Consider the following 25,011-nt stretch of genomic DNA (forward strand, 5'->3'; position numbering starts at 1 on the left):
AGATAGGAGGATGTCGGCAATGCAAAAAATAGCGGTCGTAACCGATTTTGACGGAACGTTGATGGAGCATGACGTAGGGGATGAAGTGATGTTCGCCTTGGATGTGTTGTCTCAGCCTCAAGTGGTGGAGGCCTCGCGGCTTTTTGAAGCGAAAAAGGCAGGCTCTCTGGCCTGGATTAATGCCGCTTATCCGCTGCTGGAGGGCCGGCAGGAGCAGGTAGACCGGGTGCTTGAGCATGTGAGTTTACGGGATGGGGCACAGCGCTTTATCGATTTCTGTGAGCAAAAAGAAGTGCCGGTTACGGTACTCAGCGACGGTATGCAATACTATATTGAGCGGGTTTTAAGCCGGGATCAAGTGAAGGTAAGTGAAGTGATTGCGAATCCGATTAATTATTTGCCGGACGGACAGTTTCAGTTCGGCGTACAAAATTCGAATGAGGCGTGTAAATGGTGCGGCTGCTGCAAAGCAAGCGTAGTGAAGCAGCTACAAGAGGAAGGTTGGCTGGTCATTTACATCGGAGATGGCAGCAGCGATTACTATGGATCCGGATTTGCCGATTGGATCTTCGCCAGAGCAAGTCTTGCCGGGTATTTGACGGAGGAAGGGACGCCTTTTTACCCGTTTGAAACTTTCCACGATATTGTGAACGTGCTGAGTCCAAACTGGGAGGGCTATACCAATGGCACGGCAGACCGGCGTTTAAGCGGAAGATTTCCCACTGCTTGTACGTTTCCTGAAGCTTAAATACCGGCTAAGGGATTGCGTGCAGCAGCCCCCTAGCCGACTGTGATTCCATAAGGTTAAGGCAAATGCCCTTTTAGAGTTTCAACAAGCTCATTTTGAATATTGGCTTCGCTATGCTGCCATATGATTTCGAAAAGTACGCCTAACCCCGGCAGTACCCGCTCTTCGCCGCCGATGGAATCCTCAATAATTTCTTGAAGCTCATCATTGGATTTATTTTGGACTCTCTGGACGATGGCCTGTCTTAATGTAATATTCATTCGTTCGTGGACCTCGCTTCCCTTTCTTTATCGATACTAATATGCGCAAGTTGATGCCGGTTCATCCTTCGCATTTCACCCCCTTTTCCTTGCATAGCGAGCCTGTTGGCCGCAAGTATGGTATAATTTTTTAATACCTTGGGAAACTGGAGGAAACGTCAACCTATGAGAAAACAATTCGCCATTATCGGAATGGGAAGATTCGGGTCCAGCATTGCCAGAACGTTGTCACAATTAGATTTTGAGGTTATGGCTATCGATTCCCGTGAAGAGACGGTTCAAGAAATTTCAGCCATTGTTACGCACGCGGTACAAGCGGATTCAACGGATGAGGAAGCGCTCAGAGCGCTCGGAATTCGTAATTTTGACGTTGTCGTTGTAGCGATCGGGGAGGATATTCAAGCCAGTATTTTGACTACTTTAATTCTTAAAGAAATGGGCATTCCTACCGTCGTTGTGAAAGCTGTGAACGATCTTCATGGCAAAGTGCTTAAGAAAATCGGCGCTGATAAGGTCGTTTACCCGGAAAGAGATATGGGGCAGCGCGTGGCGCATCATTTGATTTCCTCTAATATTGTTGATTATATAGAGCTGTCTGCGGATTACAGTATCGTGGAAATTCAAACTTCACGCCAAATGGTGGGCAAGAGCCTCAGAGAGCTTGATATTCGGGCCAAATACGGCTGCAATGTCATAGCGATTAAGCAAAATGATAAATTGATTATCCCGCCGAGCGCGGAAGAAATGCTCCGGTCCGACGATATTTTGGTTGTGGTCGGTAAAAATTCGAATCTTCAAACGTTTGAAGTGACTTTTGCAGAGTAGGTAGAAAAATGACACATACGGAAATCATGTCTGTTCAAAATGCCCGCGTGAAAGAATGGGCGCAGCTTTTGGAACGTAAGGGTAGAGATAAGCAGGGGAAATATATTATTGAGGGACATCATCTCGTGGAGGAAGCGCTGCGTGCCGGAGCTTCGGTCGAAACGGTTATTTATAGCGTGGAAAAAGGCGTACCGGCCGGTCTTGCAGACCTTGCCGCGCCGGGCGCGGTGGAATGGGTCGGCGTCAGCCAGGCGGTTCTGGCGAAATGCACGGATACGCAAACGCCGCAAGGCGTGCTGGCTATCGTGGCTCGACCGCAGCTTGGCATGGACGAGCTGCTCGCGGGCGAGCACGATCTTGTCGTGGTGCTGGACGGCGTTCAGGACCCCGGCAACCTCGGCACCATCATCCGCAGCGCGGATGCCGTAGGTGCCAAAGCGGTTGTGCTCGGCCGCGGCACGGTCGATCTGTACAATCCCAAGACGATCCGCTCGACGATGGGATCGATGTATCATCTGCCGATTGTGGAGGCAGATTTGGGGCTGCTGCTGCCGCGCGCGCGGGAGCGCGGCGTGCGGCTGGTGACCACGAGCCTGCAGGCGCAGCGCTCGTGCTACGACACGGACCTGCGGCAGCCGACGTGGCTGATTCTCGGCAACGAGGGCCGGGGCGTGTCGCCGGAAGTTGCTGCGCAGTCGGATGTGCAGGTGATCATTCCGATGCAGGGCAAGGCGGAGTCGCTGAACGTTGCGATGGCGGCGACGGTGCTGCTGTTTGAGGCTTCGCGGCAGCGGTTGATTTAATAAAACACTGTTCACCAACACAACAAAGAATTAAAGTAAATAAGATTGCGAAGAATATTATCTATTAAGAGATGTATTGTGCTCCGAGCCTTCCTGTAAAATCATGTCTGGTGAAGAGACTATATTACAATTATAGACAGACCATATTCAATCCCTTCAAGGACTGAAATTTTTTCAGCTCATCGCTGAAAATTTCTAGTCCTTTTTGTTTTATCCATAAAAGCTTATGGTGGAAAAATGGAACTTATAAAAGGTACCGGGTATAAAAAGGTTGCTGACAGATATAATTGATAATAGTCACTTGTTGGCAGTTTGTTGGCAGTTTGTTCTTGCAGTTCGTTGGCAGTTTGTATAGAATGGAGGTATAAGAGGTGAAATATATGCAGTTTACCGCAGAGGATAAGAGAGTATTTGTTGAGATTATCCAAGAGACATCCCATGATCACTCCAAAGCCCAAGCCCTATTTAAAGTCTTCTACAACATCGCCATGAAATTCAATTCTCTATCCGTTGAGTTGGCAGAAGAAGTAACAAACCTTATGAAACTCGAAAAGAACGCCGAAGCATTAGACATGCTTTCGAGAAGCCTACAAGAAGTAGGAGTAACAATTTTGTCTATTGCGGAAGAGGAAGAGAGCACACAGTCTTTTTCCACAGGTCAGTTAGCTAAAATCTTTGGTGTTAGTATTTCTACGATTAACAACTGGATTGATGCAAAACGATTCGTTGGTTTTAGTCGTGAGAGAAAAAACAAGCAAGCTCGTATCAAAGAATCTACCGTATGGATTTCTCCTACAGGCGAACATATGACTGTCGGTGAAGTTCACAAGCTTTACGAAGAAAATCAAAAACGGTTACTAAAGAAACCAGAAGATGAAGGTCGGATCGGTCATCTTCGTTATCTGGTTGAAACGATTAATTTCTTCGAAAAACGCTACCAGGGTGCGTTTGAAGAAGTTGTTTTAGCAAAGGGGGATCCAAAAATGGCAGATGACTTTATTTGGTCAAGAGAAGGAACAGAGTGGCGATCTTTACTTCGAGAAATTGAATCAATTTGATTGGTAATCCCGCTTCAAATTTAGAGCTACTAGAGAAAACGTTCAAAGACACCGCCATCCAAAGAGTAGAACATATAGATAGCACTGGAAAGAAAAGCTCGGCATACGCCCAACGAGCTACTTTAACGTTTATTAATGGCTCTAAATTGTACATAACTGAACAACTTCGTAGTGGAAAAATCACAGCGTTCCAATACGATTGGATACATGGCGATGGAAAAACGATCCTTGCCAAATACCACGCAGAAACTCATAATGAGGAAGATTACCAGACAGAAACAGAGCCGTACCATGCTCACCCGCCTGAATACGCAAAACTGACGAATAAAACAAGGTTTCCCAATCATGCATACAACGACTTATTCGCAATCGTTGAGGGCATTTTCTTGTTCCATCTTCTTCCTAACAAACCCAAAGTTTAACGAAAAAAAGAAAGATGAGTCTAACAGTCTCATCTCTTTTTTGTTTGAAAAGATAGTTGTTTTCTTCTTGTGTTATGGAGCCCGAATAACCCCTTGACTTGGAGTTAACTCCAAAGAGTAAACTACAGTCGAAGGAAACATTATTCAGCGAAAGTGAGGAACAATCGAATGGAATATGTGAAACTTGGCAATACGGGCTTGGATATATCTCGAATTTGTCTCGGTTGTATGAGCTTTGGTGTCGCAGAGCGGTGGGTTCATCCCTGGGTACTTGATGAAGAGCGAAGCCGCCCTATTATCAAACAAGCTTTGGAGCTTGGCATTAATTTTTTCGATACGGCGAATGTGTATGCAGACGGAACAAGTGAGGAAATTGTCGGACGAGCGCTGAAGGATTATGCTAATCGTGATGAAATTGTCCTCGCGACAAAAGTTCATTTCCGTATGCATCAAGGTCCGAACGGCGCCGGTCTTTCCCGGAAGGCCATCATGTGTGAAATTGATAAAAGTCTTAAGCGATTGGGAACAGACTATGTAGACCTTTACCAAATTCATCGCTGGGATTACAATACGCCTATTGAAGAAACGATGGAAGCGTTGCATGATGTTGTGAAGGCTGGGAAGGCAAGATACATCGGCGCCTCTGCCATGTACGCGTGGCAGTTCCTAAAGGCACTGCATACAGCTGAAAAAAACGGGTGGACCCGATTTGTATCCATGCAGAATCACTTGAACCTCATCTATCGTGAAGAAGAGAGGGAGATGCTGCCGCTTTGCAAGGCGGAAAAAATCGGTGTGATCCCGTATAGCCCGCTTGCATCAGGAAGATTGACGCGCGATTGGTCGGAATCGACGCATCGTTCCGAAACGGATCAAGTACAGAAGTCCAAATACGATGCGACTGCCAATACGGACCGAATGATTGTGGAGCGCGTTGCAGCCATAGCGGAAAAACGCGACGTCCCCCGCGCTCAAATCGCGCTTGCTTGGCTGCTGCAGAAAGAACAGGTAACGGCTCCCATTATCGGTGCTACGAAAATATCCAATCTCGATGATGCGGCAGCGGCTCTTTCGATTACGTTAACATCCGAGGAAATTGCATCGCTGGAAGAGCCGTATGTTCCCCACGCGGTAATCGGCGCAGTGTAATAATCTGAAATTGGAGTTGAATCTGGATGTTGATAGCAGAAGTAAGTGAGAAATTTGATTTGTCGCAGGATACGCTCCGCTATTATGAACGAATCGGCCTTATTCCACGGGTGAACCGTAATAAAAGCGGAATTAGGGATTATACGGAAGAAGACTGCAGGTGGGTTGAATTCATAAAATGCATGCGGGGCGTAGGTCTTCCAATTGAAATTTTGATTGAGTATGTCGGGCTGTTTCAGCAGGGTGATGGAACCATGGAGGCTAGAAAAGAACTGCTAAACGAGCAGCGCAAGCAGCTCAACGTCAGAATGGAAGAGATGAAGAAAGTGTTGGAACGGTTAGATGATAAAATTGTCAGATATGAACAGACTATCGTTAAAAAAGAAAAAACATTGCGTAAAATGGTTGTAAACGCTCATTCTTCTATTGACAAATAAATGTACTTCGCAGTACAAAGGATCTGAACCTCCCAAAGCTCTCGTTTAATATGGAGAGCTTTTTTGTGTTTAAGCATGGAAATTTGTAAGTTCTAGGAGGAAGTTATGGAAACTTTATACCGAAACGAAGTGCTCATTGTTGAGGACGATGACAATATTAGACGTTTTGTAGCAATTAATTTAAACAGAGCAGGATTTAAAGTCACGGAAGCTGCTTTCGGAGAAGAGGCTTTGAAGAGCCTCGCCATAAATCGGCCCGATGTTGTCGTGCTGGACATTATGCTGCCCGATATGGATGGGTTTGATTTTTGCAAGAAGCTAAGAGAAATTGATTCGGACATCGTCATCGTTTTTCTGACTGCACGTACGCAAGATTTGGATAAAATTCGAGGGCTTGAGCTTGGTGCTGACGATTACATTGTAAAGCCTTTTAATCCGTTAGAGCTCGTAGCGAGAATCAGAACGGTATTGCGCCGTACCCAGAAAGTGGCGGAACCACCAAGAAAAATACTTCAATCCGGCTCGATCCGCCTAGATTTGGATGCGAAGCTGCTGTTTAAACATGACTGTGTCATTGAAGTAACACCAAAGGAATATCAAATGGTCAAAACCTTTATGGATAACCCTGACAAAGCCCTATCCAGAAATGAGCTCTTGAACCTTGTTTGGGGTGAAGATTTCATGGGTGATACCAAAACCGTAGATGTTCATGTCCGAAAACTAAGGGAAAAAATCGAAGATGACTGCTCCAAGCCGAAGCTGATCGAAACGGTGTGGGGATTGGGGTACCGCTGGAGACAGGAGGTTTGAAGGGGTGAGTATTCAAAAAAGAGTAGTAGGAAGTTATTTCGTTATTATTCTAATTACGGTTGCCATCCTGGAATGTTTGCTGATTGCTTTGGTGAACTTCTATTACTTCCACAATGTTGAGCGCATCCTGATGAATCAAGCAGAGCTGTCTGCTTCTTTTTACCATCAATATTTCGCTGACGAAGATTTAGAGAGGCAATCGGAACGGCTGTTGAGTGGATTTTCTCATAATTCCGCCGCGCAAGTCCAAATTATAAGTTCAACCGGACAACTTCTTCAAGACTCAACCGGACTTCCAGCAGGTGAGAATATGCTCGAATACCAGGATGTGCAAGAGGCGTGCAGCGGAACGCCCGGGACGTGGAGAGGCAATAACCCGTCAACCAAGGAAGCTGTACTAGCCGTATCTTACCCGCTGCAAGCCAAGGATCGTACAGTGGGGGCTGTCAGGTTTGTGACCTCATTAACGGAAACGGTGAAGACGGTTAATCAAGTTTCTGCGATCTTTATTGCAGTCGGGCTTCTCGTTATTTGCATTGTAGCCATTCCCGGTATCTTTCTATCAAGAACGATCACAAGTTCAATCACGGAGCTTGAGCTGGCTGCACACAAAATGGCGGAAGGGGACTTTTCCATAAAAGCTAATAAACGTTACCGCGACGAGCTTGGAGCGCTAGCAGATACATTCAATTCAATGGCGGCCAGGATACGGCAAAATGAACAGATAAAAAATGATTTTATATCATCGGTCTCTCATGAGCTTCGCACGCCGTTAACGTCTATTAAAGGCTGGGTTGTAACCTTGCATTCGAGCGAGGGGGACGACAAGGCCATGCTGAAAGACGGACTTGAAATTATCGATACGGAAACGGACAGGTTAACCCGGATGGTCGATGAGCTGCTTGATTTTGCTAAATTGGATAACGGACGAATTGCCCTATCCTTTGCGCCGGTCCAGATTCAACAATTGCTTGGGCATATCGGAAAACAGCTTGCTCCCAGAGCAGCACGGCAGAGCATTTCGTTGGACGTAGAGATTGACGATACGCTCCCTATCATTCAAGCCGACGAAAATCGGCTGAAACAGGTGTTAATTAATCTGATTGACAACTCACTCAAATTCACGGGGCCAAATGGCAGCATTAAAATGTACGCTTATACGAATCAGCAGCAAATCATCATTGCCGTGGAGGATACGGGTTCGGGTATCGCGGAACAGGACTTAGCGAATGTATTTCAAAAGTTCTACAAAGGTAACATCCATGGAACCGGAAGCGGTTTGGGATTATCCATATCCGAACAAATTATTAAATTGCACCACGGACAATTAAAAATGACCAGTCAGCTAGGAAAAGGAACGAGAGTTGAGATTTATCTTCCGAAATAAAGGGGATTAATTTTTACTTTTTCATAACCTTTTATTTTCCCTAAAAATATAAAATGGAACAGTACAATGATTTTCAAGGAGCAGAGAAGCGAATGTTCAGTAAATGGATTTGTACAGGGCTCATAGTCATCTCATTATTGTGGATTAGCGGGTGTGGCATGCCGTCAACGCCCATGGATTTAATAAAAACTCCTTCCTCCGAAGTGAATATACAAAAGGATAATTTTAGTGCGGTACTCCGAAATGTATTGCCTAAAGGCGCACGGCTGTTAGCACCGGAAGGCGGGAATACGGGCAGCGGCATTTTGTTCGGGGATGTGGATGGAGACGGCATCGATGAGGCGATGGTTGTCTATGAGGAGAATGTCACTAAGGACAAGATGCTTAAAGCGGCCTTGCTGAAGCAGCATAACGAAGAATGGCGGATCATTTGGGATGCAAAAGGATTTGGTTATGGTTTGGATTACGCCGGATTGTCGGATGTTACGAATGACGGTCGACCCGATATCATTCTCGGATGGTCCTTGGGCGCGGGAGAAAACGGATTGGATATTTATGAATGGAATAACGATACATTACAGCTATGGACCAAGAAAGGGTATCAAGGACAACTTGATTTGGATAAAATCGTCAAGAAAATGTGACATACAAGGAAACGGTTAATATGGAGGGTTTCATGATTTGAACCGTAATTTAAGAGGCCGTCCGGATTTTCTGCTTCTGTTTTTAACTATACTGCTGGTCGGCTTTGGTCTGGTCATGATTTTTAGCGCTAGTTCGCCCAAGGCTGTCTTTACCCATGATAACAGCTGGCATTATGTGCTAAAACAGGGCATATTTGCTGGTATCGGACTATTTTTAATGCTCATTTTTATGAATATCCCCTATTCCATTTGGAAAAAAGCTGGCCCAGGCATGATTCTTTTCTCGTTTTTGCTGCTTGTTTTAGTTTTACTCGTAGGTACGAACATTAACGGAGCGAAACGATGGTTTGTGCTGGGCGGGCTTAACATACAACCGGCTGAATTCACGAAATTATCCATTATTGTGTATTTATCCACTTTGATCAGCAAAAAAGGCGATGAAATCCGGTCGTTTAAAAAAGGATTGCTTCCTTTGTTAATCATGGTCGGTTTGATAATTTCTCTGATCATGATGCAGCCTGATTTCGGCACCGTGCTCATTTTGGCTTTTATTGCAGGCACGATCATTATGATCGGCGGCGTTGACTTGCGCCATTTGTTTATGCTGGGTCTTGGGCTTGTACCGATGTTTATTTATCTTGCGATAAGTCAAAGTTACCGACTCAAGCGGATTCATTCTTTTCTAAATCCATTCGATAATCAGTCCGATTCAGGATACCAGCTCATTCAGTCTCTATATGCTTTAGGACATGGGGGCCTAACGGGGACAGGACTTGGGCGAAGCATTCAGAAGCTTTTTTATTTGCCGGAAGCGCATACGGACTTTATTTTTGCCGTTATCGGAGAGGAATTAGGGATTGTCGGCACTACGCTGTTTTTCATCGTTTTTTTTCTGTTTTTCTGGCGGGGATTTATGGCGGCTATTCAAAGCAATGATCCATTTGGCATGATGCTGGGAATGGGATTGATATCGATGATCGGTATTCAATTCCTGTTGAACCTAGGGGCTGCAACCGGCAGCTTGCCTGTCACTGGGGTACCGCTTCCTTTTATCAGTTATGGCGGATCGTCCTTGGTTCTATGCATGGCAAGCACTGGAATTTTATTGGGTATATCAAGGGATAATAATCGTAGGCGAAAAGAAGAGCTCCTCCATTCACAATGATCCCCCAAACTTATGGCATTAGACGGAGGGAATGAAATGAATTTCAAGATGAGTGCATATAACGAAGACACAATCCGTCTTCTTACATTGTCTTTAACAAGAGAACATAGTCAACAGTTTCATTCAGTTTTTATAGGTTTGCATGCAGCAGACCAAGCGCTCTTTTTTCTGGGACTTGATGAAAGGAACCGCCAGAAAGTGCTTGAGTACTTACAGCCGCATGAGTTTGCCGGATTGTTTCAGGAATTGGGAATGGAAGAACGAAGGCTTATTGTGACAGGTCTTGAAGCAGACTATGTTTCGGAATTGCTCAATTCCATGCAATCGAAAGAAGCTGCGGCTTTCTTAACAGGCATCTCGGAGCGAAAAGCGAAATCGCTTCTTGACATTATGGAGCCTAGAGCGAGGAATAAAGTGGAACTGCTCATGAAGTACCCGGCTAGTGCGGTGGGCGCGATGATCAACACGGGTTTTTGTGCGGTTCATTTAATAGATACCGTAGCAGAAGTACTGGAGCGTTTACGTCAATCCAAGGAAGAGAATCATTTCTATTATCTTTTTGTTACGGACTATGACCTTCATTTGATTGGCAGCGTGTCGATGCATGATCTTTTGCGTGCTCCTTTGGACACGGAGATGAGCATGCTGATGAACAGAAAATTGTTCTCCATCAATGATTATGCTGCACAGACTGAGGCTGCGGAGATGATGAAAAAATACAACCTCCATGTGCTGCCTGTTACGGATGAGCGAGGGGTCATGATTGGCTTCATTACGGTGGATGAGGTTCTCGAGTTGTTGGAAGAGAGAATGGGGCAGCATTTTCATCATATAGCCGGGCTCAAAAGAGGGGTCATTCTATCCTCCGATACGTTTAGATCCGTTAGCCAACGATTGCCTTGGCTCATCGGACTAACGGCAGCGGGCTTTGTTATGGCGAGGCTCATGTCCCCCTTTATTGCATCGCTGGAGCAGTTTGCGCTGTTAGCTCTTTTCATTCCTGTCATTCTCGGTATGTCCGGGAATAGCGGCATTCAGTCCTTATCTATTGTAATTAGAAAAATGACAAAGAGTCCATTGAAGAGCAAGGACAGATGGCATTTGCTTGCAAAGGAAGCGGGTGTGGGAGTTATGACGGGAATCGTGTGCGGACTTGTCGCCTCCGTATTCGCCGTCTTCTTGTTTGATTCGGTGCCGTTGTTTGGCGTGATCGTCGGCATGGCCTTGTCCATCTCTATTTTATTCGGAACGATAACTGGAGCGGCTCTGCCATTAATCGTGGAACGGCTCAAAGTTGATCCTGCCGTTGCCTCCGGACCTGTGGTCACAACAATAAACGATATATTGGCACTTTTTGTTTATTACGGAGTTGCGGCCCTTCTTATTCCGTTAGCATCATCCTAACCGAAGGAGTACATCTGCATGATTCAGCTCGAAGAATTGAAAAGTAAACTCATGGATTCCGATGACAATTCCTTGATCACCTATGTTGAATTGTTCAGACCTTTTGACCTGGCGAACGGCGTTGAAAAACTCGAAAAAGCGGATCAATTCAAATTGATGGAGAGAGTGCCTCCGAAATTATCCGCTGAGATTTTGGAGTATTTGGACCCTATCGTGCAGTACCGAATTTTAAATCATTTTGAAGAGAGCAAATCTTCGCAAGTGTTAAATATGATGTCAAGCGATGTAGTGGCGGATATGATGCTCGCGATACACCGTTATCAAGCGGAAAAACTCTTAAACCACCTCCCTGAAAACTATCGAAAAAAGATTCAAACGCTGATGACCTTCCCCGAAGACACCGCGGGCAGCTTAGCAACGGTCGATTATATTGCTGCCCGCAGCTGGTGGACAATCGAACAAACGCTGACGCATATCCGTAAAATCGGACATAAAGCAGAGATCACTTCCTACGTTTATGTGACGGGTCATAAAGGGGAGCTTCTGGGCGTTGTCTCTTTGAAGGAACTCATTCTGGCGGAACCCATGACCGAAATAGCGGAAATTGTAACGAAAGATGTCATTTATGTGCCTGCCTCCATGGAACAAGAAGCTGCAGCCGAATTGCTATCGCGTTACGATTTGGTCGCTCTTCCCGTGATTGATGAGCAAAACCGCTTAGTTGGCGTCATCACAGTCGACGATTTAATTGATGTTATCCATGAAGAAGCGACGGAGGATATTCAAAAGCTGGGCGGCAGCCAGCCATTAACAGATACGTACTTCAAATCTTCCGTTTTTCAGCTGTATAGAAAAAGAATCGTTTGGCTGTTGGTTTTATTTATCGCCGAAGCCTATACCGGTACTGTTCTGAGACATTACGAGGAAACGCTGTCTGAGGTTATTGCGCTGGCCTTCTTCATTCCGCTGCTCATCGGTACGGGTGGGAATACGGGGACGCAAACGGTGTCTACGCTTGTACGGGCGCTGGCGGTCGGAGAAGTGCAATTCCGTGACATTCTTAAAGTGATCAGGAAGGAAGTCACGACAGGTCTCATGACGGGGGCTTCCATTTCACTCATTGCTTGCGCCCGGGCTTGGTTCCTTGGGGTTGAGTGGAACATTGGACTTGTTGTGGGCATTACGTCTTTGACGATCGTTCTCTGGGCATCCTTTGTCGCAGCCGTTCTCCCCTTGATTTTGCATAAATTAAAAGCCGATCCTGCCGTCATCTCCGGCCCATTTATCACCACATTAGTGGATGGTACGGGTCTTATCATATATTTCACAATTGCCAAAATCATACTACATTTATAGAAGGAGAACTAGCATGGATTTTCTTCAAACCGTTATTTTTGCCATTATCCAAGGCATTACAGAACTGTTTCCCGTAAGCAGCGTAGCGCATGGTGTTTTAACTCCTTACGTCTTTCATTGGAACCTGGATCCGCAATTTCTCAAGGAGCATTTCTTGCCCTATGTTGTCATGCTGCATTTGGGAACAGCTATCGCACTGCTTCTGTTTTTCAGTCGCGATTGGGTCAATATGCTGCGTTCCTTATTCTCAGGCGGGCGGTCACAGTCCAGAAAAATTCTTTTGCTTGTTATAGCGGGAACCGTGCCGGCGGCAATCATTGGCGTACTTTTGGAAAAGTCATTAAGGCATCTGTTCAGCAGTGTGACCAGTGCCGCTATTTTTCTTATTGTTAATGGTATCCTTCTGTATGTTGGAGAAAAGGCTTCCGGGAAGGGAACCAAAGAAGTTGAAGATCTTAAAATAGGACAAGCTTTTGTTATCGGTTTGTTTCAATCGTTAGCTCTAGTTCCGGGCTTTTCAAGATCCGGGTCGAGTATGATTGCCGGTTTTTGGATGGGACTGAGGCACGAAGCCGCTGCGCGTTTTTCGATGCTTTTGGCCACGCCGGTTATCGTGGGAGCAAGTATTTTGGAAGTTCCGAAACTGAAGCACGGTATGGAGGGACTATTAGGCATGTCCTTGATTGGCGGAGTGTTGTCGGGCATATTTGCTTTACTTGCCGTCTGGGCCCTAATGAAATGGTTTAAGAAACATGAGTTTCAAGCTATGAGGCCTTTTGCCTACTATTGTTGGATCGTTGGTGCAATCATTCTTTTATCCCTATATGCCTTTTGATATTATGAAGATCGTCTCGATGTGGCTGAAAGCCTAGTCGGGATTTTTTTATTTTGGAGTTCGATCATATGGCAAAAGGGATGTTTTTAAACCATTTGTAAACTAAAACCTCTCATTCTATGATACAGTAAGTATGTTGCAGCGACTTCGGATGCTTTTGGACGGGAAGTGACTTTTAATGATGCTGAATCGTATGAAGGATCGATGCCACACGGTTTTGAACAAATATTTATCGGGAGAGTCTATCGATTACCGGCAGGTCATAGCGCTGTTTCTTCCGATACTTATCGATCAGGCTTTTCTTGTCGGTTTAAGCTTGGTGAACACGGCCATGATCAGTTCGTCGGGAGTGGCGGCGATCTCCGCAGTCAGTATGGTGGATTCGCTCAATCTGTTCCTGATTAACGTCTTTGTCGCTTTGGCGACCGGGGGCACGGTGGTGGTGGCACAGTACAAGGGAAGCGGAAATGACAAGATGGTATCCAAGGCAGCGGCAACCTCGCTTACGGCCGTGACTTTGGCTGCATTGGCGCTCAGCCTGGTTGTCCTCTTGTTTTATCATCCGATCCTGAAATTTCTCTTCGGAACGGCCGAGCCGGAGGTATTCTCTCACGCCGGCACCTACTTGGTCGGAAGCGGGCTATCTTATCTTGGGATTGCGTTTAAGGAGGCCGTCAGCGGGGCGCTGAGAGGCATTGGCAAGACTAGAGTGACATTAGGGTTGTCCTTGGTCATGAACCTCTCCTACGTACTGCTGAACATCTTATTCGTCCACTTCCTGAAGATGGGTGTCATGGGGCTGAGCGTGTCTGTGAATATTTCACGTTATTTGGCTGCGGCTTGCGCCTTGTTCTATCTTCTTCGGTTGGATACCAGCCTGCGAATCCAGCTTAAGGATTTGCTGGACTGGAACATGGCGATGTTCAAGAAAATTATGTTCATCGGGCTGCCGTTTGCCTCGGAGCAGCTATTTTTTAACGGGGGCAAAATGCTAACCCAAATCTACATCGTTAGTTTAGGCACTTATGCTATAGCAACTAACGCTATTAGTTCCGTGTTCGCGATGTTCTTGCAAATCCCTGCCCTCGCCCTGTCTACAGCGCTTGTCACGGTCGTAGGGCAATGTATAGGGAGACGTAATATTCAGGATGCCCGCAAGTTTACGAAATCGTTTCTGTGGCTGGCATCGGGCTCTCTGGTGGTGACGGGGCTTATTTTGCTCCCGTTCTTTAAGCCGCTGGTCAGTATGTTCCGCCCGCCGGCCGAAATCATGGATGAGCTGTATCTCATCATGGTGGTCAACCTGCTGGCCCAAATCCCGCTATGGCCGGTCAGCTTTCTGCTGCCGGGCGCTCTGCGGGCAGCGGGGGATTCCCGGTTCACCTCCATCGCTTCCATGCTGACCATGTGGCTGTTCCGGGTCGTGCTCGGCTATGTGTTTGGCATCACGCTAAACTACGGGGTGCTCGGGGTGTGGGCAGCCATGCAATTGGAGTGGGGCGTGCGAGGTGCCATCTTCCTGTGGCGCTATCGCGGGGACCGGTGGTACAAGCACCGCCTGATAGATCCCGCAAGCGGAAAATAAACGTGGAATAAAACAAGCGTCTTTGATCCGGCGAACCGGAACGAAGACGCTTGTTTGTATTTCAATTCGATCATTGCGGTTTATTAAATAACGCCTTGTGCGATCATGGCATCCGCCACTTTTTTGAAGCCTGCAATATTGGCGCCCACAACCAGATTGCCTGGGTGACCGTATTCTTCAGCCGCTTGGACGGCGCTTCTGTAAATATTTTTCATAATCGCATGAAGCTTGTCGTCCACTTCATGGAACTGCCAGGAATATCTCATGCTGTTTTGTGACATTTCCAGCGCTGATACGGCAACACCGCCAGCATTCGCAGCTTTGGCCGGCCCAAAGAGCACGCCTGCTTGCAGGAACACATCAATCGCTTCCAAAGTAGATGGCATATTCGCGCCTTCGCCAACTGCTTGTACGCCGTTGCTGACAAGGATTCTAGCGGATTCTTCATCAATTTCATTTTGTGTTGCGCTTGGAAGAGCAATGTCGCATGGGATGGACCAGATGCCGTTACAGCCCTCATGATAAGTTGCCGTCGGATGCTCTTTGACATACTCGCTGATTCTCTTTCTTTCAACTTCCTTCAACCGTCTGACGGTATCCAGACAGATTCCTTTTTTATCATATATGTAGCCATTGGAGTCGCTGCAAGCAACGACTGTGGCGCCTAATTGCGTTGCTTTTTGCATGGAGTAGATAGCCACGTTGCCTGAGCCGGAAACGACTACCGTGCTGCCGTCGAAGCTAAGACCTTTGGATTGCAGCATTTCGTTTACAAAGTAAACACACCCGTATCCTGTCGCTTCAGTACGCGCTAAGCTACCGCCGTAGATGATCCCTTTGCCTGTCAGTACGCCTGCCTCGTAAGCACCGCGAATTCTCTTATATTGACCGAACATATAGCCGATTTCACGGGCGCCTACGCCAATATCGCCTGCGGGAACGTCGGTGTCTTGACCAATATATTTGTAAAGCTCTGTCATGAAGCTTTGGGTAAAACGCATGATTTCATTATCGGACTTGCCTTTAGGATCGAAATCGGAGCCGCCTTTTCCGCCGCCGATCGGCTGGCCGGTAAGGGAGTTTTTGAAGGTTTGTTCAAAGCCAAGGAATTTAATAATGCTGGCGTTAACGGAGGGATGGAAGCGCAAGCCGCCTTTGTAAGGTCCGATTGCACCGTTAAATTGAACGCGGAAACCACGATTTACTTGTGTAACCCCTTGGTCGTCTACCCACGGCACGCGGAAAGTGATCAAACGCTCCGGCTCCACGATACGCTCAAGAATACCGTGTTTCATGTACTTTGGATGCTTGGACAGGATGGGAATCAGAGACTCCAGTATTTCCTTCACAGCTTGATGGAACTCATTCTCAAAAGGATTTCGTTTGACTACAGTTTCATATACGTTGTGTACATATTCTCTTGCAACTGTCTCATTGTCTACTTGAACTATCACAGTCTCATCCGCCTTCTCAATCTAATATAGTAAAATAGTTAATATTATAGTTTTACATGATCCGAAGCCATTGAGCAATCAAAATTTACATGTCATGTAAGCTTACTTGGATAGGTTAAACAAGCGTTCATTGGGTAAGATGTAAAATGACATGCCTTAAGAGGACTGTCCAAATGTTTTCGTGCATATTTACAAAATTCAGCGCACAAGTAGACAAAGACATGACAACAAGATGACGCTAGGCTACGGTTGAAAATAGAAGGGGGCTGTCCCGGAAGTAGAATACTTCGGAACAGCCCCTTGTGCGCTTTGCCGTGTCTCATCGCTTAGGCTTGAGAAAACGGCAGGGCGCTATTTGAGCAAATTGACCTAAAATTAGGCATTTTTAGTATTGACACGCAAGTTGGACTTTCTATTTAATAGAATTATACCAATTAGAATTGAGGCAAAATCTATGAACCGTAAAGCAACGTTGTGGACATTAATTTTATCGCAGCTCGTGTACATCTTGTTCGTTCTCTTGTGGCTGTTTATCGCAGGCATGTCCGTGATGATGTTCGACTCCCCGGATTCCACTGGCAAAGTAACGACATGGCTTATTTTCCTGGCCATCGTGCTTTATCCGGCAGGCTTGCTGACTGCGCTCATCGCAGGCTGGGTGATGTTCTCCCGCAGGAGACATAAGGCTGCGCTCATCTGGAACTGCATCCCGCTATTATGGGTATTGCCTCTGGGTGGATTCTTTCTATTCGTAAATCTAACCTAATGGCGTAATGATGATTTTGGTTTTCAGTTCCAACCTTTAGCGACGGCGGGTTTCTTTCTGTTCAAAAATCGGTAGAGAAACCCCCTCTCCTTTTTCCGTTTGAGAGTGAGTTTAATCCCTTCAATGAGCAGCATTGATCTCAGTTCGTCGCGACGATTCAGCGTGTGCAATCGCTTGATAAATTGCTTGTCCATGTCGAACATCCCTCCCATTCATCTACTTCCATTATAAATGGGCTTTATCCATTTGGTTGTCACTTTATAGAGGGATGTTTTCACTTGTTTTGTCGAAAATGGAACACGCGGGTCGCGATTTCCTCGAAGTCCCTATAGGCAGACAGAGCACTGTGCAGTATGATCTAACGTAGGGTGATTATACATGTTCATTGCTCCTATGCTTCTGCATGACGCCAAAGATAATAGACCTTATAATAGTAAACATCTTGTGGCAGAAATTAAATTAGATGGTCTTAGATGTATTCTTTCAAATATGGATAAGCTATATGTATATACGAAAGACAAATTGCTGGTTACTCATAAATTTCCGGAGTTGTTCCAGTGTCCGCTGCCTGAAGGAACGATTTTAGACGGTGAATTGGTTATTTTGGACGATCAAGGGAAGCCGGATTTTGAAGCGATGTCAGCCAGATTTTTATCGCCGACAGACAAGACGCCTGTTATATTTTATGCATTTGATATTTTAAAATACAAGGGAATTGATGTCACCGGATTATCCTTGCTTAAACGTAAGGAACTGTTGGATCAAGCTTTTATTGAAAATGCCAATTATAAAAAAGTGCAGGTGTATGAAGGCAAAGCCGTTGATTATTTTGAGCAAATCCGCCAGCGCGGGCTTGAAGGCATCGTCCTGAAATCGAAGAAAGAGACTTTCAAGTACGAAGTCAATAAACGTTCCAAACAGTGGCAGAAGGTGATCAACTGGACGTATGCGGATGTGTACATTTCGGGCTACCGGAAAAATAATTTTGCTTTACTAGCCTCGATTGATTCGGCGGACGGATCGAAAATCCCCGTTGGCGTGATTGAAACAGGCGTAACGTCTATGCATCAAATGGCGTTGGATGGTGTCAAACAGCGCTTGGTTTTCAAAGAAGACAACCATTTTGCTTATATGGAACCGCGGCTGATGGCCAAAATTAAAACGCGAAACTGGACGAAAAGCGGAAGACTCCGTTCGCCGGTTTTTATGGATTTCGTCAGGCAGATATGAAAAAAAGACTGGATCACCATGGAGGAAGTGGTGACTCAGTCTTTTTGCCTTTTAACGTCGGAAATTGGTGCTGCCGCTTAGCTGCTGTTCGGCGATTTGAACCAGTCGTCTCGTAATGTGTCCGCCGATTGCTCCGGTATCACGAGTAGCCATGTAACCGTAATAACCGTCCTGAGGAATCTGAATACCTAGTTCCTGAGCGACTTCGTATTTCATTTGCTCAAGAGCTGATCTTGCTTGTTGTACGACTAAGGAATTGCTGCTTCTACTGCTAGACATTTGATTCACTCCTTTATTTGGTGTATGAGTATTTTGTGGAAGTTCTGGTTTTTTATGCATACGTATTGGAAATTTTTTTCCGGTAGCAGTCTCAATACCGGAACCGAAAGGGTCCGCACCTGCAGCAGTATAAACAGTTGCAAGTCGCTGAAGGGGACGTTCGGCATCTCTGGATTGTATCCGCTTTCATTTGCATTCCATAAGGGTTGGAAAAATTTGAGCCATGTTTTCAGCATGTTCACGTGTTACAATCGGTTAGAACCTTCACAGGATCAAAAAACTCAGAAGGCCGAAGCCTCTTTGGAGGCACGGGGGACCCACTCTTTGGGGTGAAGCCGCATGAAGCGGCCGGGTGATTACTCTTTGACCCGAATCCGACAGCTAACCTCGCAGGCCGCAAAAAGGAGAGATTTATTCAATGAAACGTTACAAAAAGCTAGTGGTTACCGGCGCTATCGGACTGAGCGTCCTTATGGGCACAAGTGCTGCCATGGCCGCATCGGCAACATATACAGTGTCAGGCAATGATACTATGTGGTTAATCTCTAAGAAGTATGGCGTGAGCCTCACATCGCTAATTCAAGCAAATCCTCAGGTTACCAATCCAAACGTGATCTGGTCAGGGATGAAGCTGAACATTCCTGGCACTAACGGCGGTTACCAAGCGCCTGCACCGTCCGCGCCATCTCAGACGGCGCCATCGCAATCGGCCTACGCCAGCCAAGTCGTTACTTTAGTTAACCAGGAACGGGCAAAAGCAGGGCTTAAAGCGCTGACGAGCGATAGCGCGCTGACAGCCATGGCGTTGGACAAGGCGAAAGATATGTACAATAACGGCTACTTCGATCATACGTCGCCGACTTACGGCTCTCCTTTTGATATGATGAGCTCTTATGGCATCCGTTATTCCTATGCCGGCGAGAATATTGCCAAAGGTCAACCTACGCCTCAAGCCGTTATGGACGCGTGGATGAACAGCTCAGGTCACCGTCAAAATATTCTTAGCCCGAACTACACCAAGATCGGTGTTGCCTATTATAACGGCGAATGGGTACAAGAGTTTATCAGCAACTAATTTGATTCATTTGCAGCCCTTAGACTTCCCGGATGGGAACGCTAAGGGCTTTATTTATGTTGTTTCCACTTCGCGATACCCCACATCAGCAGCGGCAGGCTGATTATATGAAGAGGGAACATGATAGGGATTCCAATTTTTTGTGGGAAAAACACCGAACTATCGATGAAATCCCGCGGAATCAAGGCAAGCAGCACCGATACCGGCGCGACGAACAACAGCATTCGCCGCCATTTATGAAGGCCGAACACTTGAGCGGTTCCATACGTACAGACGAACAAGTAGAGCGAGACTTTCGTGAAAACGCTGATGATCCAAATGGCGATAACAAAGGAGTCCAAGTTTTGGAAAAAGTCGAAAAAGGAAATATAACGAACCAAATTGAAATAGGGATAGGTTTGGCCTGAAGCAGAGAGGTGTCCGAAGATGGAAACGATCAGGAAGGTCGAAACGCTGGTTAACAAACCCGCTGAGGCTACGCCGAATAAAGCTGGCTTCACCCCGGTTTTGGGCTTCGCAACGAAGCCCATGACGACGAGAAGTAGGATGCAATCCCCAAGAAACGTTGCGGTCGGCAGCGCTCCTTTCAAGATCGTTAAAGCGCCGGAGTCCACGTAAATGGGGAGGATGTTGTGGATATGGATATTTTTTAGGCTGAGCAAAAGCGGAATCGCAATGCCAAGCAAGGTGAAAGGCCCTAAGATCTCACAGCATCTGGCAATCGCCTCTATGCCTAAGAAGGTCACATAAACGGCAACAAGGAGCATGCCCAGGATCGGGATAAGGATAGGTGTTTTCGGCAAAATTGTCGCGGCAATGAGCTCCGAATATTGCCTAAGTATGATCGCAAGCACGCTGTACCATATGAGTAAATAAACAAAAATGACCAGATACCCAACGTATCGGCCAAACAAGCTTCTGCAAAAATCAATCAGCGTTTGCCTAGGGTAAAGCAAGCTTAAGCGTGAGCAAACAAACGCGATGAATACGCCTATCCCGGTTGCGCAAGCGGTCGAGAGCCAAGCGTCCTGCTTCGCTGCCAGGATGGCTGGATTAATGGTTAGCAAAAGGGTCATGCCGAGCTGCATCGTCAGTATCATCCAGAATAGTTGTTTTCCGCCGATCCGCATGTTTACCAAAGCTCCTTTAATGATCTAAGAGATTACCCAGCGGCTTGAGAATAACATTCACCAATTGTGTCGGGCCCGGCAAGCCAGGATTCAAAACTAAGGAGACGGCCAGAATCCAACATAGGGCCAAAATAGACAGATAAGCCGCACGCTCCTTGTTCGATACTGTTTTCAACCGGAACCACTGAAATAGCGTGATGAGCAGGCATGCCGCCATGTATACCGGAATATCCTTGGGTGTCATTTTCGTCTATTCCTCTTTCTTTCTGGTCTCCTCTTCCGCTTTCGAGGATTTGATGCTGGACAACCCGGGACGCAGCATCTTGGCGTCAGAATGTACAGTCACCTCAACGCTCGGGAAAATATCGTTCCAGTTCTCCTGCATGTTTCTCCATTCTTGCGGGTAGGCGCGGTGAAATTCTCCTGCGAAATCCAGAATATCCGCCTTCAAGACATGCTGCACCATGCGTAAAGCATCTCCAGCCCGCTGCTCAATGTCATCATTCATGGCTGATTCTACGGCTTCAACGGCTTTGGAATCGGAGATGAGATCCAGCCCGGTCGTATTTTGCAGCGCATCGTCTTCCGTATGAATCCAGACATTCATCTTCAGCTTGCCGTTCTCGATCAGCGGTTTCAGCTTCGTTTCGCTCTTCAGCAGCCGAAGGGAGACATTTCCGCTGGTGCCGGCGGGCGTCACGGTGACGACCGCTGTTTTAATTTCATTTCTTAGCCAGAGAAGCCCCCGCGAGGTTGGATCATCGATGCTGCCGACCATTTTATCATCTTTAAACACAGCCGTTTTATTAACGAAGCTTTCGGTTTTATCGCGATTATTAGCGGAATCCGGCTGCAAGACTTCAATAAAAGGCAGCGCGGCGGCGCCGGATTGATTCATCAGCATTTGGGCCAGGTCCGTCAATGTGACACTAAGAATAATTTTACTCTTGCCAATCTCCCTCATGATCTCTGAGGAGTTGCGCTCTATCCTTGTGTTCATTTCGAGGATTTGCCGCGCGCTTCCTTTGCAAACATACATAAATGCCCGTTCCCTCGGCTGAGGCGCTCTCAACAAATAATCGATATCCTCTCGAATGCCTCTCCGGGCGACAGCTTCTCCGAAAATAATAATTTCCGTGTGTCCCCAGAAAATTTTGCGGGGCATCTTCTCTTGGAGCTTGGATACCGCGTCAGCAATATTGACGCCAATCGCGGATTTGACGAGGGAGGTTTGAAGGCTTCCCCCCTTGTTGCTGCTTTCTAATCCCCCTCCTCCGCCGCCGGGCCCACGCGGAATGAAAATCTGCAGTGTCAATTCGATCGACTTATCGTCATATTTATCAATGGCCGCGCCTGTGATGAGCGCCAAATCGTTGACTTCCGTCCGGTCCCAGCAGCCTGTCAAAAGCATAGGGAGGAGACTGGAAGCTAAAGCCAGCTTGATCATAGCTTTCATCCGGGCTGCCCCTTCCTGAGAGCAGCAACCATTAGAAGCACAGCCGGAATGCCGAGCTGCGTGATCAGAGCCAAAAAAGGGATCGTGGTGCCTAAAGCGTGCATCAGCTCCTCGAAGTTTGGGGATACCCAAAAGCTGAACAGAGAGATGAGAAAGCCTACCGGGATGATGAGAGGCCGGTAATCAGGCAGGCCGAGCAGTTGGGCCGTTCCAAGGACAATGGCATAGTACACCAAAGCCACTTTGATGAACATTCCGATGATCCAGATGGCCATAAGCAGCGATTCCACATGCTCCAGAAAGTCAGCGATGGAAATGTAACGTACAGCATTGAGAAAAGGGTAATTAAATTGGACGGTAAGCGGTCCGAACATGAATAAGATGGTCAGGTTGATCAAGAGCAAAGTGATCATCACGATGACGACGCTGATGAAACACCATTGCAGCGTATGCTGTCTTTTGCTCAGAACAGGAAAAAGAAACGAAATCAAAAAAAACTGAGTAAACCAAGAAGAGGGCACAATGGACCCCATGAGCGGCGGAAGCAGGCCATCTCCCAGGATCGGAAACATTTCCTTGGGACGAAGATCGGGAATCATCAAAACGACCATCATAAATATAATGAACAAAGCCGGAGGGACAAGGATTTGCGACACTCTCGCGAGCACTTCAATTCCCTCATACAAGGCATAAGCGCATACAGCGACCATACAAAAAATGACGAGAGCCATCGGTGTTTCTTGAAGAAAGCTGCCGATCACGAACTCCCCGTATTCACGCAGAATGAGTCCATTCGTAAAAATAAAGGACACGATGAAAAAGCCGGAGAGAGCTTTCCCCGCGTACGCGCCCAGAATCGACTCGGTATATTGGATAAAGGTCAGACCCGGAAATTTTGTATAGAGGCGGTACATGACAACGACGGTTAGAAGACCTGCCAACGAGGCAAGCAAAGGCGTCATCCACATATCGATGCCGGCGGCTTTCATGGTGAGGGACGGAACCGATAAAGCGGCTGTCGCCACGATGGTCGGGTGCATGAGGAGAGCCAGTTGAAGCGGGGATATTTTTCCTTTTTCCATCATGAGCGTTCATCCCCTTTGGGCGGTTCTGGTTTCTGTCCGGAAGGCTGCCTTGTTCGATTCATCCTTCCGGTAAACTTAGGGCGGGTGCGCATCGCCCAGATCGGAGCGCGAACGAGCACATCTTTCAATTCTTTCCTTTTAAAAGGCGCTATCGGCTGCAGGTAAGGTACGCCAAGCGACCGCAGTGAGGATAGGTGGATCACGATGGCAAGGAACCCAAGCATAAGTCCCAACAGCCCCAGCATCCCCGATAAAAACATGATCGGGAACCGGAGCATGCGCAGTGCAATGCCTGTGGAATATTGCGGCATCATAAAGGAGGCAATGCCTGTGATGGCTACCACCATGACCATCGGAGCCGATACCAGGCCCGCTGACGTGGCGGCTTGTCCGATGACGAGCGCGCCCACGATGCTAACGGCTGCGCCGACCTGTTTCGGGAGCCGGACGCCGGCTTCGCGGAGCGCTTCGAAAGAAATTTCCATTAGAAGTGCTTCAACCAGTGCGGGAAACGGAATGTCTTCTCTGGATTTGGCGATGCTGAGCAGCAGCGACGTCGGAACCATCTCTTGATGAAAAGTCAAAATAGCCACATACAAAGAGGGGAGTAAAAGGGTAATGAAAAAAAACAAATAGCGCAGCCACCGGATGAGGGTGCCAATAATAAATCTTTGATAATAGTCTTCAGGCGATTGCAAAAAAGTAAACAGCGTTGCCGGTGCAATCAGGACAAACGGTGTCCCGTCCACTAAGATGGAGGCGCGTCCTTCCAACAGTGCGGCGCAAACAACATCCGGGCGTTCCGTCACTTGAATTTGCGGAAAAGGCGAAAACGGATGATCTTCAATCAAGCCCTCGATATACCCGCTTTCCAGAATCCCGTCGATCTCGATCTCCGTGATCCGCTTTTCAACCTCCTCAATGAGCGTCTTATTGGCGATGCCTTCCATGTAAGCAATCATGACTTCTGTTTGTGTATGTCTTCCTACGGTGTATGACACCATTTTTAACGAGGGACTCTTAATTTTCCGGCGAAGCATGGCTGTGTTCACCGACATGGTTTCTGTAAATCCTTCGCGCGGTCCGCGAATGACGGATTCCGCCGAGGGCTCTTCGATCGCTCTCTTCTCCCACTGCGGAAGGCCGAGCGAATATCCGACAGGCAGTCCGTCGATAAAAAGTCCGACATTTCCTTTGGAGAGATGGGCGATCATGTCTGAAATTGTCGAGATTTCCTTGACGTCCGAAATGGAAATGATCGATGCCAATTCTTTTTCCGTATCGTTCCATGTTTCGACGGATTCGCGCAATAAAGGGGTCAGAACGCTTCGTTCCAATGCTTGCAGATTGACCATTCCTTCGATATAAATGACGAATGCTCCCGTCGTTTCTCCGATAATGAAGCCATGAAAGATAACGTCTTTACATTTATTATAAATAATCTGCAGCGCCCGCAGGTTATAATCGAGTGAGGAGGAAACAGCTTCCGATGAATTCGACAAACTTGCATCCATAAGAACGCTCCTTAGATGTGATAATTATCTGTTTGTCCAATTAAGCCAGTTGCTAAACCAATTTTCCTGGGAATGATTTTATTTACCTTTTAGCGGATTTTGGATAAAATTGTACTTGGTAGTAAAAATATGTA

The 25,011-nt window shown here is 46.8% G+C and carries 27 protein-coding genes and 1 riboswitch; of the genes, 18 read left to right on the forward strand and 9 right to left on the reverse strand.

Annotation, left to right across the window (positions count from 1 at the left end; translation table 11 throughout):
- The first annotated feature begins 19 nt into the window (after nucleotides 1-19).
- The gene (locus tag AC3WRW_RS21000; protein ID WP_492548245.1) at nucleotides 20-748 is read left to right on the forward strand and encodes an MtnX-like HAD-IB family phosphatase; all 729 of its coding nucleotides are present in this window, start codon (nucleotides 20-22) and stop codon (nucleotides 746-748) included.
- Between the two features lie 56 nt (nucleotides 749-804).
- Here AC3WRW_RS21000 and sspI read toward each other — a convergent pair whose 3' ends face one another.
- On the reverse strand, nucleotides 805-1,008 hold the full coding sequence (gene sspI / locus AC3WRW_RS21005) for a small acid-soluble spore protein SspI (RefSeq protein ID WP_127453137.1): 204 nt from the start codon (nucleotides 1,006-1,008) through the stop codon (nucleotides 805-807).
- Nucleotides 1,009-1,146: 138 nt separating this feature from the next.
- On the opposite strand from sspI, the gene AC3WRW_RS21010 reads away from it, so the two are divergent.
- The 14 genes from AC3WRW_RS21010 to AC3WRW_RS21075 all read left to right on the forward strand — a co-directional run bounded on the left by AC3WRW_RS21010 (nucleotide 1,147) and on the right by AC3WRW_RS21075 (nucleotide 14,888).
- Nucleotides 1,147-1,833: a potassium channel family protein gene (locus AC3WRW_RS21010; protein ID WP_492548246.1), complete on the forward strand. Its 687-nt coding sequence runs from the start codon at nucleotides 1,147-1,149 to the stop codon at nucleotides 1,831-1,833.
- Between the two features lie 8 nt (nucleotides 1,834-1,841).
- Complete coding sequence (locus tag AC3WRW_RS21015; protein WP_492548247.1) at nucleotides 1,842-2,636, forward strand: TrmH family RNA methyltransferase; 795 nt, start codon at nucleotides 1,842-1,844, stop codon at nucleotides 2,634-2,636.
- A 371-nt stretch (nucleotides 2,637-3,007) separates the two neighbouring features.
- Nucleotides 3,008-3,694 (forward strand): hypothetical protein, encoded by a 687-nt coding sequence (locus AC3WRW_RS21020; protein WP_492548248.1) that lies wholly within the window; start codon nucleotides 3,008-3,010, stop codon nucleotides 3,692-3,694.
- A complete protein-coding gene (locus tag AC3WRW_RS21025) occupies nucleotides 3,691-4,116 on the forward strand; it encodes a toxin-antitoxin system TumE family protein (protein ID WP_492548249.1) in 426 nt (141 codons plus the stop codon). The genes AC3WRW_RS21020 and AC3WRW_RS21025 overlap by 4 nt, the downstream gene beginning before the upstream one ends.
- Nucleotides 4,117-4,284: 168 nt before the next feature.
- The gene (locus tag AC3WRW_RS21030) at nucleotides 4,285-5,265 is read left to right on the forward strand and encodes an aldo/keto reductase (RefSeq protein ID WP_492548250.1); all 981 of its coding nucleotides are present in this window, start codon (nucleotides 4,285-4,287) and stop codon (nucleotides 5,263-5,265) included.
- A 26-nt stretch (nucleotides 5,266-5,291) separates the two neighbouring features.
- Nucleotides 5,292-5,702, forward strand: coding sequence for a MerR family transcriptional regulator (locus tag AC3WRW_RS21035; protein WP_492548251.1), 411 nt, complete (start codon nucleotides 5,292-5,294; stop codon nucleotides 5,700-5,702).
- 105 nt (nucleotides 5,703-5,807) lie between these two features.
- On the forward strand, nucleotides 5,808-6,512 hold the full coding sequence (locus AC3WRW_RS21040) for a response regulator transcription factor (RefSeq protein WP_492548252.1): 705 nt from the start codon (nucleotides 5,808-5,810) through the stop codon (nucleotides 6,510-6,512).
- A 4-nt stretch (nucleotides 6,513-6,516) separates the two neighbouring features.
- The gene (locus AC3WRW_RS21045) at nucleotides 6,517-7,899 is read left to right on the forward strand and encodes a sensor histidine kinase (protein WP_492548253.1); all 1,383 of its coding nucleotides are present in this window, start codon (nucleotides 6,517-6,519) and stop codon (nucleotides 7,897-7,899) included.
- Between the two features lie 203 nt (nucleotides 7,900-8,102).
- The gene (locus AC3WRW_RS21050; protein ID WP_492548254.1) at nucleotides 8,103-8,543 is read left to right on the forward strand and encodes a hypothetical protein; all 441 of its coding nucleotides are present in this window, start codon (nucleotides 8,103-8,105) and stop codon (nucleotides 8,541-8,543) included.
- 37 nt (nucleotides 8,544-8,580) lie between these two features.
- The gene (gene ftsW / locus AC3WRW_RS21055) at nucleotides 8,581-9,708 is read left to right on the forward strand and encodes a putative lipid II flippase FtsW (protein ID WP_492548255.1); all 1,128 of its coding nucleotides are present in this window, start codon (nucleotides 8,581-8,583) and stop codon (nucleotides 9,706-9,708) included.
- A gap of 36 nt (nucleotides 9,709-9,744) precedes the next feature.
- Nucleotides 9,745-11,112: a magnesium transporter gene (mgtE, locus tag AC3WRW_RS21060; protein ID WP_492548256.1), complete on the forward strand. Its 1,368-nt coding sequence runs from the start codon at nucleotides 9,745-9,747 to the stop codon at nucleotides 11,110-11,112.
- A gap of 18 nt (nucleotides 11,113-11,130) precedes the next feature.
- Complete coding sequence (gene mgtE, locus AC3WRW_RS21065) at nucleotides 11,131-12,468, forward strand: magnesium transporter (RefSeq protein WP_492548257.1); 1,338 nt, start codon at nucleotides 11,131-11,133, stop codon at nucleotides 12,466-12,468.
- A 13-nt stretch (nucleotides 12,469-12,481) separates the two neighbouring features.
- Nucleotides 12,482-13,303, forward strand: coding sequence for an undecaprenyl-diphosphate phosphatase (locus AC3WRW_RS21070; protein WP_492548258.1), 822 nt, complete (start codon nucleotides 12,482-12,484; stop codon nucleotides 13,301-13,303).
- 181 nt (nucleotides 13,304-13,484) lie between these two features.
- Entirely contained in the window at nucleotides 13,485-14,888 is a 1,404-nt protein-coding gene (locus AC3WRW_RS21075) for an MATE family efflux transporter (protein WP_492548286.1), read from the forward strand.
- Nucleotides 14,889-14,971: 83 nt separating this feature from the next.
- Here AC3WRW_RS21075 and gdhA read toward each other — a convergent pair whose 3' ends face one another.
- Nucleotides 14,972-16,342, reverse strand: coding sequence for an NADP-specific glutamate dehydrogenase (gene gdhA / locus AC3WRW_RS21080; protein ID WP_492548259.1), 1,371 nt, complete (start codon nucleotides 16,340-16,342; stop codon nucleotides 14,972-14,974).
- Nucleotides 16,343-16,796: 454 nt separating this feature from the next.
- On the opposite strand from gdhA, the gene AC3WRW_RS21085 reads away from it, so the two are divergent.
- On the forward strand, nucleotides 16,797-17,108 hold the full coding sequence (locus AC3WRW_RS21085; RefSeq protein WP_492548260.1) for a hypothetical protein: 312 nt from the start codon (nucleotides 16,797-16,799) through the stop codon (nucleotides 17,106-17,108).
- 23 nt (nucleotides 17,109-17,131) lie between these two features.
- Here AC3WRW_RS21085 and AC3WRW_RS21090 read toward each other — a convergent pair whose 3' ends face one another.
- Complete coding sequence (locus AC3WRW_RS21090; RefSeq protein WP_492548261.1) at nucleotides 17,132-17,302, reverse strand: hypothetical protein; 171 nt, start codon at nucleotides 17,300-17,302, stop codon at nucleotides 17,132-17,134.
- 199 nt (nucleotides 17,303-17,501) lie between these two features.
- Here AC3WRW_RS21090 and AC3WRW_RS21095 point away from each other — a divergent pair, with 199 nt between their 5' ends.
- Nucleotides 17,502-18,338 (forward strand): ATP-dependent DNA ligase, encoded by an 837-nt coding sequence (locus AC3WRW_RS21095; protein WP_492548287.1) that lies wholly within the window; start codon nucleotides 17,502-17,504, stop codon nucleotides 18,336-18,338.
- 51 nt (nucleotides 18,339-18,389) lie between these two features.
- Here the strand turns inward: AC3WRW_RS21095 and AC3WRW_RS21100 are convergent, their stop codons facing one another.
- Nucleotides 18,390-18,617: an alpha/beta-type small acid-soluble spore protein gene (locus AC3WRW_RS21100; protein ID WP_492548262.1), complete on the reverse strand. Its 228-nt coding sequence runs from the start codon at nucleotides 18,615-18,617 to the stop codon at nucleotides 18,390-18,392.
- Nucleotides 18,618-18,894: 277 nt separating this feature from the next.
- A riboswitch (cyclic di-AMP (ydaO/yuaA leader) is annotated at nucleotides 18,895-19,028 on the forward strand.
- 7 nt (nucleotides 19,029-19,035) lie between these two features.
- Here AC3WRW_RS21100 and AC3WRW_RS21105 point away from each other — a divergent pair.
- Nucleotides 19,036-19,692: a CAP domain-containing protein gene (locus AC3WRW_RS21105; RefSeq protein ID WP_492548263.1), complete on the forward strand. Its 657-nt coding sequence runs from the start codon at nucleotides 19,036-19,038 to the stop codon at nucleotides 19,690-19,692.
- Between the two features lie 50 nt (nucleotides 19,693-19,742).
- On the opposite strand, the gene AC3WRW_RS21110 is transcribed toward AC3WRW_RS21105, so the two are convergent.
- Genes AC3WRW_RS21110 through AC3WRW_RS21130 form a run of 5 tightly spaced genes read right to left on the reverse strand, consistent with a single transcriptional unit; the run spans nucleotide 19,743 to nucleotide 24,877 of the window.
- Nucleotides 19,743-20,822, reverse strand: coding sequence for a GerAB/ArcD/ProY family transporter (locus tag AC3WRW_RS21110; RefSeq protein ID WP_492548264.1), 1,080 nt, complete (start codon nucleotides 20,820-20,822; stop codon nucleotides 19,743-19,745).
- 16 nt (nucleotides 20,823-20,838) lie between these two features.
- Nucleotides 20,839-21,066, reverse strand: a complete 228-nt coding sequence (locus AC3WRW_RS21115) for a hypothetical protein (RefSeq protein ID WP_492548265.1) — start codon at nucleotides 21,064-21,066, stop codon at nucleotides 20,839-20,841.
- Between the two features lie 6 nt (nucleotides 21,067-21,072).
- A complete protein-coding gene (locus AC3WRW_RS21120) occupies nucleotides 21,073-22,278 on the reverse strand; it encodes a Ger(x)C family spore germination protein (protein ID WP_492548266.1) in 1,206 nt (401 codons plus the stop codon).
- Complete coding sequence (locus tag AC3WRW_RS21125) at nucleotides 22,275-23,363, reverse strand: GerAB/ArcD/ProY family transporter (RefSeq protein WP_492548267.1); 1,089 nt, start codon at nucleotides 23,361-23,363, stop codon at nucleotides 22,275-22,277. Before AC3WRW_RS21125 ends, AC3WRW_RS21120 begins: the two co-directional genes overlap by 4 nt.
- Complete coding sequence (locus AC3WRW_RS21130; RefSeq protein ID WP_492548268.1) at nucleotides 23,360-24,877, reverse strand: spore germination protein; 1,518 nt, start codon at nucleotides 24,875-24,877, stop codon at nucleotides 23,360-23,362. Before AC3WRW_RS21130 ends, AC3WRW_RS21125 begins: the two co-directional genes overlap by 4 nt.
- Nucleotides 24,878-25,011: the final 134 nt, after the last annotated feature.

Source organism: Paenibacillus sp. FW126-R14, assembly GCF_058789495.1.

Excerpts from the sequence above, each read along its gene's own strand:
- AC3WRW_RS21000 (WP_492548245.1), top strand. The coding sequence starts at position 20 with ATGCAAAAAATAGCGGTCGTAACCGATTTTGACGGAACGTTGATGGAG.
- sspI (WP_127453137.1), bottom strand. The coding sequence starts at position 1,008 with ATGAATATTACATTAAGACAGGCCATCGTCCAGAGAGTCCAAAATAAA.
- AC3WRW_RS21015 (WP_492548247.1), top strand. The coding sequence starts at position 1,842 with ATGACACATACGGAAATCATGTCTGTTCAAAATGCCCGCGTGAAAGAA.
- AC3WRW_RS21030 (WP_492548250.1), top strand. The coding sequence starts at position 4,285 with ATGGAATATGTGAAACTTGGCAATACGGGCTTGGATATATCTCGAATT.
- AC3WRW_RS21035 (WP_492548251.1), top strand. The coding sequence starts at position 5,292 with ATGTTGATAGCAGAAGTAAGTGAGAAATTTGATTTGTCGCAGGATACG.
- AC3WRW_RS21040 (WP_492548252.1), top strand. The coding sequence starts at position 5,808 with ATGGAAACTTTATACCGAAACGAAGTGCTCATTGTTGAGGACGATGAC.
- mgtE (WP_492548256.1), top strand. The coding sequence starts at position 9,745 with ATGAATTTCAAGATGAGTGCATATAACGAAGACACAATCCGTCTTCTT.
- mgtE (WP_492548257.1), top strand. The coding sequence starts at position 11,131 with ATGATTCAGCTCGAAGAATTGAAAAGTAAACTCATGGATTCCGATGAC.
- AC3WRW_RS21070 (WP_492548258.1), top strand. The coding sequence starts at position 12,482 with ATGGATTTTCTTCAAACCGTTATTTTTGCCATTATCCAAGGCATTACA.
- AC3WRW_RS21075 (WP_492548286.1), top strand. The coding sequence starts at position 13,485 with ATGCTGAATCGTATGAAGGATCGATGCCACACGGTTTTGAACAAATAT.
- AC3WRW_RS21085 (WP_492548260.1), top strand. The coding sequence starts at position 16,797 with ATGAACCGTAAAGCAACGTTGTGGACATTAATTTTATCGCAGCTCGTG.
- AC3WRW_RS21090 (WP_492548261.1), bottom strand. The coding sequence starts at position 17,302 with ATGGACAAGCAATTTATCAAGCGATTGCACACGCTGAATCGTCGCGAC.
- AC3WRW_RS21095 (WP_492548287.1), top strand. The coding sequence starts at position 17,502 with ATGCTTCTGCATGACGCCAAAGATAATAGACCTTATAATAGTAAACAT.
- AC3WRW_RS21100 (WP_492548262.1), bottom strand. The coding sequence starts at position 18,617 with ATGTCTAGCAGTAGAAGCAGCAATTCCTTAGTCGTACAACAAGCAAGA.
- AC3WRW_RS21105 (WP_492548263.1), top strand. The coding sequence starts at position 19,036 with ATGAAACGTTACAAAAAGCTAGTGGTTACCGGCGCTATCGGACTGAGC.
- AC3WRW_RS21110 (WP_492548264.1), bottom strand. The coding sequence starts at position 20,822 with ATGCGGATCGGCGGAAAACAACTATTCTGGATGATACTGACGATGCAG.
- AC3WRW_RS21115 (WP_492548265.1), bottom strand. The coding sequence starts at position 21,066 with ATGACACCCAAGGATATTCCGGTATACATGGCGGCATGCCTGCTCATC.
- AC3WRW_RS21120 (WP_492548266.1), bottom strand. The coding sequence starts at position 22,278 with ATGAAAGCTATGATCAAGCTGGCTTTAGCTTCCAGTCTCCTCCCTATG.
- AC3WRW_RS21125 (WP_492548267.1), bottom strand. The coding sequence starts at position 23,363 with ATGATGGAAAAAGGAAAAATATCCCCGCTTCAACTGGCTCTCCTCATG.
- AC3WRW_RS21130 (WP_492548268.1), bottom strand. The coding sequence starts at position 24,877 with ATGGATGCAAGTTTGTCGAATTCATCGGAAGCTGTTTCCTCCTCACTC.